The sequence below is a fragment of the Rhizobium sp. P1_B8 genome (assembly GCF_056406515.1).
The window spans coordinates 16,333-27,294 of sequence record NZ_JBFTZZ010000015.1; the positions used below are offsets into that span (position 1 = coordinate 16,333).

10 protein-coding genes and 1 pseudogene are annotated in these 10,962 nt (G+C 59.0%); 5 read left to right on the plus strand and 6 right to left on the minus strand.

Annotated features, from left to right (window positions below; translation table 11 throughout):
* Nucleotides 1-3 precede the first annotated feature (3 nt).
* Complete coding sequence (locus AC1D2N_RS17820; RefSeq protein ID WP_018246017.1) at nt 4-891, plus strand: LysR substrate-binding domain-containing protein; 888 nt, start codon at nt 4-6, stop codon at nt 889-891.
* A 15-nt stretch (nt 892-906) separates the two neighbouring features.
* On the opposite strand, the gene AC1D2N_RS17825 is transcribed toward AC1D2N_RS17820, so the two are convergent.
* Nucleotides 907-2,559, minus strand: coding sequence for an acyltransferase (locus tag AC1D2N_RS17825; protein WP_018246016.1), 1,653 nt, complete (start codon nt 2,557-2,559; stop codon nt 907-909).
* Between the two features lie 336 nt (nt 2,560-2,895).
* Nucleotides 2,896-4,893: a putative bifunctional diguanylate cyclase/phosphodiesterase gene (locus tag AC1D2N_RS17830; protein WP_018246015.1), complete on the minus strand. Its 1,998-nt coding sequence runs from the start codon at nt 4,891-4,893 to the stop codon at nt 2,896-2,898.
* A gap of 180 nt (nt 4,894-5,073) precedes the next feature.
* Between AC1D2N_RS17830 and AC1D2N_RS17835 the strand changes: the two genes are divergently transcribed.
* Nucleotides 5,074-6,111 carry a class I SAM-dependent methyltransferase gene (locus AC1D2N_RS17835; RefSeq protein ID WP_018246014.1) on the plus strand — a complete coding sequence of 346 codons (1,038 nt, stop codon included), beginning with the start codon at nt 5,074-5,076 and terminating at the stop codon, nt 6,109-6,111.
* 294 nt (nt 6,112-6,405) lie between these two features.
* On the opposite strand, the gene AC1D2N_RS17840 is transcribed toward AC1D2N_RS17835, so the two are convergent.
* Genes AC1D2N_RS17840 through AC1D2N_RS17850 form a run of 3 tightly spaced genes read right to left on the minus strand, consistent with a single transcriptional unit; the run spans nt 6,406 to nt 8,852 of the window.
* Complete coding sequence (locus tag AC1D2N_RS17840) at nt 6,406-6,876, minus strand: cyclophilin-like fold protein (protein WP_018246013.1); 471 nt, start codon at nt 6,874-6,876, stop codon at nt 6,406-6,408.
* A gap of 13 nt (nt 6,877-6,889) precedes the next feature.
* Entirely contained in the window at nt 6,890-7,636 is a 747-nt protein-coding gene (locus AC1D2N_RS17845) for an SDR family oxidoreductase (protein ID WP_018246012.1), read from the minus strand.
* A gap of 28 nt (nt 7,637-7,664) precedes the next feature.
* Nucleotides 7,665-8,852 carry an MFS transporter gene (locus AC1D2N_RS17850; RefSeq protein ID WP_018246011.1) on the minus strand — a complete coding sequence of 396 codons (1,188 nt, stop codon included), beginning with the start codon at nt 8,850-8,852 and terminating at the stop codon, nt 7,665-7,667.
* A gap of 94 nt (nt 8,853-8,946) precedes the next feature.
* Here AC1D2N_RS17850 and AC1D2N_RS17855 point away from each other — a divergent pair, with 94 nt between their 5' ends.
* Together AC1D2N_RS17855 and AC1D2N_RS17860 are read left to right on the plus strand one after the other, a co-directional pair.
* Nucleotides 8,947-9,843: a LysR family transcriptional regulator gene (locus AC1D2N_RS17855; protein WP_018246010.1), complete on the plus strand. Its 897-nt coding sequence runs from the start codon at nt 8,947-8,949 to the stop codon at nt 9,841-9,843.
* Nucleotides 9,844-9,933: pseudogene (locus tag AC1D2N_RS17860) on the plus strand (winged helix-turn-helix transcriptional regulator); the annotation flags it as partial.
* Nucleotides 9,934-10,096: 163 nt separating this feature from the next.
* On the opposite strand, the gene AC1D2N_RS17865 reads toward AC1D2N_RS17860, so the two are convergent.
* Nucleotides 10,097-10,591, minus strand: coding sequence for an Lrp/AsnC family transcriptional regulator (locus tag AC1D2N_RS17865; protein WP_018246009.1), 495 nt, complete (start codon nt 10,589-10,591; stop codon nt 10,097-10,099).
* A gap of 151 nt (nt 10,592-10,742) precedes the next feature.
* On the opposite strand from AC1D2N_RS17865, the gene AC1D2N_RS17870 reads away from it, so the two are divergent.
* On the plus strand, nt 10,743-10,949 hold the full coding sequence (locus AC1D2N_RS17870; RefSeq protein WP_018246008.1) for a hypothetical protein: 207 nt from the start codon (nt 10,743-10,745) through the stop codon (nt 10,947-10,949).
* Nucleotides 10,950-10,962: the final 13 nt, after the last annotated feature.

The window sequence follows — 10,962 nt, forward strand, 5'->3', positions numbered from 1 at the left end:
GCGATGCATTTCCGAAGACGGATCCCGTCGCTGACGGCACTGGTGACCCTGGAGGCGGTGCTCAGGAAGAAGAGCTTCACCACGGCTGCGACCGAATTGGGTGTCACCCAGGCGGCAGTCAGCAGGCAGATTGCGTTGCTGGAGGAGGAATTCGGCCAGCCCCTATTCGTGCGCAAGCATCGAGCCATCGAACCGACAACGGCATGCATCAACCTCGGAGCCACGCTGGCGAAGAGCTTTGCCGATATCGCCGAGAGCGTGGAAGCGATCCAGTCGCGCAGCCAGGACGTGTTGACGATAGGGGCGACCGTTGCATTCTCTTCCTTCTGGCTGCTGCCGCGGCTGGCCGAATTCCGCCGGGCGAACCCGGGCATTCTGGTGCGAGTGATATCCCAGGACAGCCCGATCGCTCTCGACGACGGAGAAGTCGATGTGGCAATTCGCTATGGTGTGCCCCCTTTCAGCGATGCTACCGTCATCGCCTCGCGCGGCGACGTCATCTGCCCCGTCTGCTCTCCCGATTACCTCAGGCGTCGAGGAGATGGCCCGCTAGGCTCCGTCGACGAATTCATCGAAACGGACGTTCTTGATCGTTCCTGGTATAGCTGGGCGCAGTGGTTTTCTCTGACCGGCGCCAAGCTCGAGGTAAAGCCGTCGCTTCGGTTCAACCATTATACCGAAACCATCGCCGCCGCGCGCGCAGGGCAAGGGATTGCCTTGGGATGGCGCATGCTGGTGGGCACTTTTCTGGAGGATGGAACCCTGGTGCGGATCGGCGGCGGTGAGCTTGCCGCGGAAGATCGTTACAACGTGATCGTGCCCGTCAAAGCCAAGCGAAACAACGCGCGGGACCTTGCCGCCGGCTGGCTGACGGCATCATTGCACGGTTGATCGAAACTGCCGTATTCACAAGCCCAATCCTACAGTGGCCGTTCGGTGGACGCCTTTGGGGACGAAGGCGAAGTGATCTGCCAGTCCCAGGAAATCGGCCGCCAGGTGAATGACGGAAAGCCACATTTCCGTCCCCTGCAAGCTCGGTTCACCACCGTCGGCAAACGGGAATCCCTCGCCATCCCGCCATCTGCCCAGAGCCCTTGATATGAGATTGCGGGCGATCGCCTCTCCGTCAGCCCGCCTGTAGTCGGTCTGCCGGGCAATCAGCAGCAGAGGATGAATCGTATCGAGCAGGTTGCACGCATTGTATTTCGCAGCAACGAAGCCCTTATGGTTGCGATAATTGAGGTGAACTGTTTCGAGCGAGGCATGCGGGTGGGGAAGTGCCGCGCCGAACTGGGCGTAGGTGCCACGCGTCAGGCGATAAAAGCCGTTCACAGGCTGGAGCCATCCTTCCCCCGCGGTCGGCTCGCCCCAGAGCCCTGAAACGCTGTTGGCATTCCGGCTCAGCCACTCGAAGAGCTGCTGCCGTGAATGCCCGATGCCAAAATACTTGGCATTGAAGTACATGGCGGTTCCGATCGCATCGACCACGCTGCCGGCGTGCCATGCCCGGGTTGGCCAGGGCAGGGCGCTCAGCCATTCGTCAAGCTCTCCGATGCCAAACTCGACGGCATGGACGGGTTGCCGTGGACTGGAGCCAAGCAGCTCAAGCGCATATCCGACCGAAAGGACGTTGTAGAGCGCCTTTGGATCATCCCTCAGCGCCTTGTCGTGCATGCGCGAATGCTCATCCGGGAACAGCCCGGTCTCTCGTTCCTGGAGGCCTTGGAGAAGCTCGACGGTTTCCGAGAGATTGAGGTCGGGCGGCAGGTGACCGAACCCGGCGGCGATCTCGATGGCATCGCATAAATGCCGGATCGCCGGCCTCCGGACGCCGTCCGCTTCCAGGGATTCATAGGCTCCCTGCGTTTTCCAGCGTGCAAGAATGTCCGGCCACTGGTCTTTCGCCTTCTGCCCCAGCCTGACCAATTGATCTTCGATGTCTCCAGTGCCGGATTTCCTGGGTGCCGAGCCTCGGCTCCGCAGTACCCGGGCGGGCACGCCACCGGCAATCGACATGGTGGGAATGTCTCCGGTAACCACCGCTCCGGCGGCGATCACGGCGCCATTTCCAATTGTTGCGCCATCGAGGATCACGCAATTGGCGCCGATCCAGACATCGTCACCGATCACTATGCCGATGCTGACGACACCCTGGCGGTGTATGGGAACTGCCGGATCGTCGAAGCCATGATTGAAGCCGACGATCGAGGCATGCGAAGCAATCCGCACGCCGTTGCCGCACGTCACCTTCCCGGAAACGCAGGCGTAGGGATTGATGGTGCAATCGTCGCCGAGGATCACATGGCCGCGGACGAGCGCGTGCCCGGCGATCCAGGATCGCTCGCCCATCGTCAGGCTTTCGGTGAAGATCGCGGCATTCTCGGCGATGTAGGACGTCTCGGCCAACTCCGCACCGCATGATCGCCTGAGTTCCGCCTTGCGGGCAAGGTGGGCTGGATGGCCGAGGTCGGACACAATGTGTTCCCAGGTAAGGTATTGAAGCCTGCGCGCTTCCCTCTGTTCGTTCACCGGGGCTTGCGGGCCATTGGCGTGATCCATCTGATCCTCATTCTCAGGTTCAACCGCCGAATATTCGTCTGATTCAGCGATCCGTTGCCTCGCTGCATCAGACGGCGTGATCCGTCTAAAAGCAAGACTTCTGACAATGGTGGCACAGCCCTCGTTGCGATGGCTCCAATTGCCTTAGTTGCCGTGTAGGTAATTGGTTCGGCCGAGGCGCCCGGGTTCATCGCCTGTACGGAAAGCGCACCGCCCGGCGAGAAGATAAGGGTATGCTTGCCACGCTCACCTCTGAATTCGCAATTGGCAGAGACGTCATGCACCACGCACCGATCATCGGCAACGTGCTGAGCCATCTGGAAACCGTGAGGCGAGTTATGCCGCGCTCAGAAGTTCAGCGCTAACCGGCATTCCCATATGAAAGCCCTGGACGCGGTCGATGCGAAGATCCTTGAGAAGGGAAAACTGTGCTGCAGTTTCGACGCCTTCCACCAGGATCGTATTCCCACGATTGCGGATGAGAGCAATCATGTCCTGAAGCATCATCAGACCGCGTGGGTTCGAGCAGTCGTGCAGGAAGGTTCTATCGACCTTGACCGTCTGAAACTCGATTGCCCTCAGCCAAGAGAGGCCCGCGAAACCGCAGCCGAAGTCGTCAAGCCATATCTCGACGCCGAGTGCCCGCAGATCGGCAATGCATTTCAGCACCTCCGACTGCATATCCATGTCCAGGCCCTCAGTGACTTCCAAGGCTAGTCGCGATCCGCAGACCCCGCACCGAGCAAGGATATCAGCGACACTGGCAGCAAAGCCGGGGGAACGCAGTTGTATTGGCGACACGTTGACGCTGACGGTAGCCATGCGATCGGTCATCAATATATCGCGGCATGCCGTCTCGATCGCCCACCTGCCCAGTTCGAGGATAGCGCCACTTCGTTCTGCCACCGGAATGAATGTCTTCGGCGAAACCGCGGTGCCGTCCGGCATCCTGAGGCGCATCAAAGCCTCGACAGCTCTTGCCTTCTCGTTCGTCACGTCGAAGATCGGTTGGTACACGAGCGAAACCAGTTTGCGATCAATGGCGGCCGCCAGCAGTGGGACGAGTTTACCAGCATAGTCGTCGGGGCGAGGCAACAACGGATCAAAACTACGAATGCAGTTTCGGCCACTTGCTTTGGCATTGTAGAGAGCAAGGTCGGCTTCACGCACTATTCGTTCAACTTTCTCTCCAACTTTCTCGCGGGTGAAGGCGGCGCCAATGCTGACGGTTACGATCGACATATCATCTGGTCGCTCGTCGTGAGCAATCGCAAGAGACTCGACTTCCACTCTGATCTTCTCGGCGAGAGTCATCGCGACCCTGGGGAGGGCATCCGGCATGACCACGATAAACTCCTCGCCACCATACCTGCCGATCATGCCGTCGGACGACTCTACAACTGCCTTCAGCGCATTGGCGATGACAGTCAGACATCGGTCTCCTTCCTGATGTCCGTAGCGATCATTGAAGCGTTTGAAAAAGTCGACGTCGATGAGGAACACGGAGAAGTCGCGTCGTTCGTCTTTCCAGGCGGCCCAGCATTCGTCGAGTCGCCGATCCAGCGCGCGTCTGTTGCTTATGCCTGTCAGGTAGTCAGTATGTGAAAGCTCGAGAAGTGACCTTCCCCGCTCGGACGCTTCCCAGTGCTGGTGGCGAGCCTCCGCCGCGTTCAACAACACGTTTCGACGCTCCACGTTCAATCGCCAATTGACGAAAGACGTGAAGATAAAGCACGAAATGTAGAACAACCCGAAGGCAAACTTGTAGGTTTGGCTTGACGGGAAAAATTCCTCGATCGTAACGAAAAATGCGCAAAGAACGAGGCTCGAGGTGATCACCGAAAGCCGAAACGGGAAACTGAAAAAGAGGTTGGCGCCCATCATGAAGATGGCGCCGAATATCATGTAGTATGACATGGCGGTGACGTCGCGGGTGGCGATCGCCGGGTAAAGCCAGCCCACATAGCCCGCAAGCAGTGCCGAGGCGCATGTGACGTCAAGCCAGACGGTTTGCGCTTTTGCCAGGCGCAGGGTCTCGAAAACCAGCAGAGCGATCGTTGCAACGACGAATCGCGCGGCGATCGTCACAGGCGCAACATCGGGGATCAGCCAACGGTCGGGAAGTGCGAAGGACACATAAACGGCAACCGCGATCCAAAGACCATGCCGTGAACTCCGCCCTCGGACAGCATCATTTTCAGTTTTCAAAGACTTGAGGGCCTCGGCGAATGAAAAGCTGGCGGTGGATTCGTCGCGCTGGACATTAGCGTAGGCCGCGGTCCTGCAAAAACGCTGGACTGACAGCCATCTAAAGTATGTCGAAAAGTAAGCCATACTTCGGCGCCCTCCAGAGTTGCGTTCGGCAACCTGCAACCGGTTTGTCTTGTTGCTTAGCTTTGTTAGAGGGGTAGCATCGGACCCGCAAGAGTAGAATTACCCTTATCCCGTGTAGATTCTAGTCGCATCCTATTTCGAGGTTGTTTATGCTTAACGCTATGTCAAAGGGGTCTCGAAATGGCACAAAGCCTGGTCTTGGACGGTGAAAGTCTTGTTGCGCCGGGTGAAATTCGTCGGGCGGCAAGAAGGGTTGCTGCCCCAGATCCCGGCCACCTTGTCGTTGCCAGAGCCGAGCTTGCCCTCAGCCTTGACGTGTCGATCCGTCAGTTCAAATCCGGCATCGAGCCTAATGCGATAATCGAGCGTCTTACCGACGCCTTGCATCAGATACGGCGGCGCTTTCATCCGGAGGTGTGGGACGTCATCGTTCCGATCGCGCAATCTCATCCCGTTGCTCACTATCTTCATCAAGATCCATTGACCCGCTGGTCGTTCGAAAAGCCGCGCGGCTATTCTGGCGACGCACGCCTTCTCGACTTCATCTACGGCAGACCTGAGATTGAGGACGCCGTCTTATCAGCGAGCAACCTGGGACGCTCGATCTACGCCTACACTCGAAATGCTTCGTCATCCGTCGCGGTAAGAGAGCGTCGAGACATTCTGGCTCGCCGCGTTGACGAAATCGCTTTGGCCCGGCCTGGTTCCACCGAAGTCCTCGCCATCGCGGCCGGGCATCTTCGTGAGGGGCCCTTGTCGCGTGCTCTCGGCGCCGGCGCGATCAAACGCTGGGTAGCCTTGGATCAAGACCCGATGAGCGTTGGAACCGTCACCCGCGATTTCGCCGGCACGTCCGTCGAAGCGGTGAACGGGTCGGTCAAATCCCTGCTCGGTGGAAGGCATGCGCTGGGAATGTTCGATTTCGTTTATGCCGCGGGTCTTTATGACTATTTGCCGGACGCGGTCGCCGTAAAACTCACCAAGAAGTGCGTCAGCATGCTTAAGCCTGGCGGCACATTCCTATTCGCCAACTTCTCCCCGGAGACGGAGGTCGATGGCTATATGGAGACATTCATGAACTGGGCGCTGCTGTTGCGGTCAGAACGAGAGATGGGCTTGATCGCCAGTGAAAGCGTGAGTGGGGCGGATGTGAAGGTGTCGGTTTGGTCCGGCTCAAACCGCAGCATTGTCTACTGTGAAATCCAAAGACCGCGGTAGGCCGCTTGTTGGCTTGAAGGGCTTGCCGACCTTCAGCGTCTACTCGGCCACCAAGGTCTCGCTCGCTCGTTCACCCGCTGCTGACGACCAATCTGCGGCGCCCCGGTTCCGCGTTCGCACGGGAGGAGATGGCGATGCCAAGCGGCGAACGGGGGACGCTTCGGTGGCAGTATTCCTGCCATTTCTCCAACGGTTGTCATCCGAAGCAGATATCGGTTTGACGTGCTGGCCGATCTCGGCTCAACGGACGCCCGAGAGGAACGCTATTTTAGATTTCTGCTCATGCAACCTTTGTCAGATGCGTTCCATGCGGACCGGATACTCGCCGCGCACCAGCAACGGCTCGAAGTCATTGTCGAAGCGGCCGAGCCTGATCAGCCCGTCCCAGCGGTAATCCGCGTAGAACAGGGCCAAGTTACCCCAGGGTTTGAAGTAGCAAAGGTCGCCCGGCTGCTCGTTTCCGAACGCACCGCTGCCTTCTTCGGTGAGCTTGCGCGGCAGATGGACGATCTTTTCGTTCCTGCCATAGTCCTCGATCTTAAGGTTCAGGGGCAGCATGGAAACGAGATCACGCGCCGTCGGATTGTCGGCGAGTGTCGCGGTCAGGGTTAGATTGTTGAAGCCTATCCTGATCCTGACGCCTGTCGCCTCGGGCTCCGCCGGGCCGCGCTCGTCCTGCCCTTGCGCCACGAGAGGCAGAGCGGCGGCCGCCAAGGTTCCGCCCAGCACCGCGCGACGGCTCATGAACTTGGATGTCATCGACATAGCGCGCCTCGCGTCAGACAGGTTGAGCCGTCGGCCGGAACAGGATTTCGTTGATGTCGACATCGTCCGGCTCGTTCACCGCGAAGGCGACCGTTCGGGCGAACGTGTCCGCGCTGATGGCGATCTTGCTGACGAACTCCTTTGTGCCCGCCTGGATGTCCTTTTCGCTGATGTGTTCGAGGAGTTCGGTGCTCACTGCGCCGGGTGAAATGATCGTGGTCCGGATGTTGTACGGCTTCACTTCCTTCCGCAGCCCTTCCGAGAGGGCGCGCACGGCGAATTTCGTCGCGCAATAGACGGTGGCGCTCGGATCGATCACATGACCGTAGACGGAGGATACGTTGATGATGTGCCCCGACTTCTGCGCCTTCATGTGCGGAAGCGCTGCTGCGATACCGTAGAGCACCCCTTTGATGTTTACGTCGATCATGCGATCCCACTCGTCAACTTTGAGCCGTTCGAGCGGCGCAAGTGGCATCAGGCCGGCATTGTTCAGCATCACGTCGATGCGACCGAACGCGTTGACGGCCGTGTCGACGAGCTTTTTGACTTGATGTTGGTCCGTGACGTCGGTTTGGACTGCCTTGGCCTTATAGCCTTTGGTGGACAGCTCCTCAGCCAGCGCAGCGATGCGGTTGCTACGCCGCGCGCCGAGGACGACGGACGCGCCGCGCTCCGCAAGGTGACGCGCGGTGGCTTCGCCAAGCCCGCTGCTTGCCCCGGTGATGACGACCACTTTGTTTTCAATTCCTTGGGACATGATGATCTCCTGTTTGGTTTCTGAAGGCTCAGGAACGGCGGCCGGCGAGCGCGGCCAGGACAGCCGAGCCGGCGAGAAGGCAGGCGGCCAGAAGGAAGGTGCTCCGCCATCCCGCGGCGTCAAACAGCATGCCGCCAGCAAAAGCGCCGCCTGCGATGGCGAGCTGGATCAGCGCCACCTGCAGTCCACCTGCCGCTTCCAATTCACCGGGAACGATGGCGGCCATCCAGGTGTTCCAGGCCACCGGAATCGGGGTCGAGAAGAATCCCCAGAAGACGAGCAGCAATGTCGTAATCGCTGCGAACGTCCCGAGAGCGATCAGCAGCAGGGCAAGGACAGCAAGAGCAGCCGGCAGACCTACGAGAACGAGTAGGAGGTGGCGCCGGGCGACGAAGCCGATCACGGAGGTTCCAGCTAGCCCGCCGACTCCGAGGCCGAGAAGCACCATGGACAGAACATTCAATTCCAGTCCCGTGACGCCTTCGAGGAACGGGCGAAGATAAATGGACAGTGCGTTCTGGCCAATGAAGGCCAAGCCGGTCGCCGCCATTCCAACTGCGAATGTGCGATTGCGCAGCAGCCCGAATATTCTGGCCACCGAGACGGTTGATGTCGCCGGCATCCTCGGCAGAACGACCAGTTGCCAGACGAGTGCGGCAATTCCGATCGGCACGGTAATGAAGAAGGTTCCGCGCCATCCGATGAACCCGCCAAGAAAACTGCCGAGTGGCGCGGCAAGGACGAGCGCGAACGCGGTGCCGCCTTGCAGAAGCGCAATGGCCTTGGGCAGATCACGGTCCGAAACCAAGCGTGCCAGAATAGCCGTCGACAGCGACCAGAAGCCGCCGATCGAAACGCCGACCAGGGACCGCCCGACGAGAAAGACAGGGAAGTTGGGTGCGAGAGCAACCGCCAAGCTCGATGCAACAAGAACCGCCGTATAGAGCAAGACGACAGACTTCCGGTCGATCCTCGCCAGGAAGGCATTGCCGAAAAGGCTGGTGAGAACCGCAAAGACACCCGACACGGTGATCGCCAATCCGGCTTGCCCCTCTGAAATAGAGAGGTCCCTGGCGATTGGGGTCAGAAGGCTCACAGGGAGAAATTCCAGACCCACCAAAAGGAAAGTGAGAAGCGAGAGACAGGTCACAGCAGACCACGAGGTCGCCCTGTCGTCCATCAGTGAGGTCTCATTCAATGTCAACTCGACGGTCATTCACGTTCTCCTGTCCGTTGCCAGATAGATAGCCGGACTGGTTTTGCGCGACTAGAAGCTATAATCTGAATGTCGTGATGAAGGAGATTCAACAATGCGGCGAGACGAGTTCACGGAAATGCGTGCGTTTCTGGAGGTGGCTCAGGAGCGGAGTTTCACGCGCGCTGCATCAAAATTGGGAGTTACGCGCTCGGCGTTGAGCCATACGATCAGCGCGCTCGAAGCCCGACTCGGCGTCCGGCTTCTCTCCCGCACGACGCGTGACGTGGCTCCCACGGCGGCCGGTGCGCGCCTCGTGGAAACTATCCAGCCGCATTTCGAGAGCATCGCCGCCGGGATCAGTGCCCTCGGCGCGTTGCGCGACAAGCCTTCGGGCACAGTCCGCCTCGTATGTCCCGATGATGCCGTGGAGCTGGTTTTCCGTTCGAGGCTGTCGGCATTTTTACGGGATTACCCCGATATCACCGTGGAACTCATGGTCGACAACGGTTTCACAAATATCGTGGAGCGCCAATTCGATGCCGGCGTGCGGCTCGGCGAGGCGATTGCGCGCGACATGGTGGCCGTTCGCATCGGGCCCGATATCTCTTATGCCGTGGTCGGATCACCGGAATATTTTGCGGCCCGCACTGCACCTTCGACCCCGCAAGACTTGACGGACCACAATTGCGTGAACCTGCGTCTTCCGACGTCAGGCGCTCTGTATGCCTGGGAGTTTGAAAAGGATGGCCGCGAGTTCAGCGTACGTGTGGAAGGCCAGCTCGTGATGAGCAACATAGGACCTGCGATCAATGCCGCTCTCGATGGGGCGGGGCTGTCTTATGTGCCGAGGGATCTCATCAGGCAATATTGTGACAGCGGTCAACTGCACGAAGTGCTGGCGGACTGGGCGCCAACGTTCCAAGGGTATCATCTCTATTACCCCAGCCGGCGCCATCCATCCCCTGCTTTCTCCGCCTTCGTCGAAGCCTTTCGCTACCGGCATCGGTAACCAACACTCGAGACGGCGTGGTGGAAAGAGTACGGCAAGAGCGTGCCGGTGAAATCGAGCCCACGCGGTCGAAAAGCGAGAGATGGCTGAATGGCTGTGGGTGGATTGCTACTTGCCGCAACCGCTTTAGCCATCGCTTCATGCGAATGGTCGGAATGATCGCATTGGCGCGACAGCCGATGGCAATGACTATATCGCAGTCCCTCCGGCGGCAACGCACCGGCAGCTCGTCATAGCTTCCTACGGATCACATTCACGAAAAACTCGAACCGGACTTGTCCCAGCCTTCCTTGACCGTCTCCATTGCGACGTTGGTCGAGGTGCTGGCAACGTGGGGCAGGGTCGAGATGCGCTCGCCGAGGACGCGGCGGTAGCGGCCAATATCTCGGGTGCGGATCTTCAGGAGATAGTCGAACCTGCCTGCAATCATATGGCACTCTTCGACTTCCCCGATCTTCTTGATGGCATCGTTGAAGCTTTTCAGCGCATGCTCGCGGGTATCGGAGAGTTTCACCTCGACGAAAGCAATGTGGTCGAGCTGCATTTTCGACGGATTGAGGATGGCCTTGAAGCCTTCGATGTATCCTTCGCTGATCAGCCTTTTGAAGCGGATCTGGCATGGCGTCTTCGACAGTCCGACACGCGTAGCCAGATCGGTGATCGACAGCCTTCCGTCCTCGGCGAGTGCGGCGAGGATTTTTTTATCGAACTGGTCCAATTCACTAAAGATGTCAGTTTCTGTGGCCATTTGAACTCTCGATGACGTATTAATAAGTTCATACGGCCTAGAAACTGTAAAAATCAAGTGAGATCGCGATCTGGGGCTGTGATAGATTGGGCGCCGGGTGAAAGAGCGCTGTGATCGGTATCGGCGTCGACCTCAAAACGGGGGATCATACATGCATGACAACGAAGCGGATGATGACCAAAAACCCGACCTGCTCGTTCACTACCGGCCGGTGGCAATAAGGGCTGTGGCGGCGGCGCTCACCTTCAAGCGCGACAGACCAGATGCGCGCCCGCTGCGCGAGACGGAATATTCCGGCCCGGCCTTCACGGATGATGCGCTCTGGGACGACGAGCCCGCTGTTCCATTTATCCGCTAGACCAAACATCGAT

Excerpts from the sequence above, each read along its gene's own strand:
- AC1D2N_RS17830 (WP_018246015.1), bottom strand. The coding sequence starts at position 4,893 with ATGGCTTACTTTTCGACATACTTTAGATGGCTGTCAGTCCAGCGTTTT.
- AC1D2N_RS17855 (WP_018246010.1), top strand. The coding sequence starts at position 8,947 with ATGCGGCGAGACGAGTTCACGGAAATGCGTGCGTTTCTGGAGGTGGCT.
- AC1D2N_RS17825 (WP_018246016.1), bottom strand. The coding sequence starts at position 2,559 with ATGGATCACGCCAATGGCCCGCAAGCCCCGGTGAACGAACAGAGGGAA.
- AC1D2N_RS17835 (WP_018246014.1), top strand. The coding sequence starts at position 5,074 with ATGGCACAAAGCCTGGTCTTGGACGGTGAAAGTCTTGTTGCGCCGGGT.
- AC1D2N_RS17865 (WP_018246009.1), bottom strand. The coding sequence starts at position 10,591 with ATGGCCACAGAAACTGACATCTTTAGTGAATTGGACCAGTTCGATAAA.
- AC1D2N_RS17870 (WP_018246008.1), top strand. The coding sequence starts at position 10,743 with ATGCATGACAACGAAGCGGATGATGACCAAAAACCCGACCTGCTCGTT.
- AC1D2N_RS17840 (WP_018246013.1), bottom strand. The coding sequence starts at position 6,876 with ATGTCGATGACATCCAAGTTCATGAGCCGTCGCGCGGTGCTGGGCGGA.
- AC1D2N_RS17845 (WP_018246012.1), bottom strand. The coding sequence starts at position 7,636 with ATGTCCCAAGGAATTGAAAACAAAGTGGTCGTCATCACCGGGGCAAGC.
- AC1D2N_RS17850 (WP_018246011.1), bottom strand. The coding sequence starts at position 8,852 with ATGACCGTCGAGTTGACATTGAATGAGACCTCACTGATGGACGACAGG.
- AC1D2N_RS17820 (WP_018246017.1), top strand. The coding sequence starts at position 4 with ATGCATTTCCGAAGACGGATCCCGTCGCTGACGGCACTGGTGACCCTG.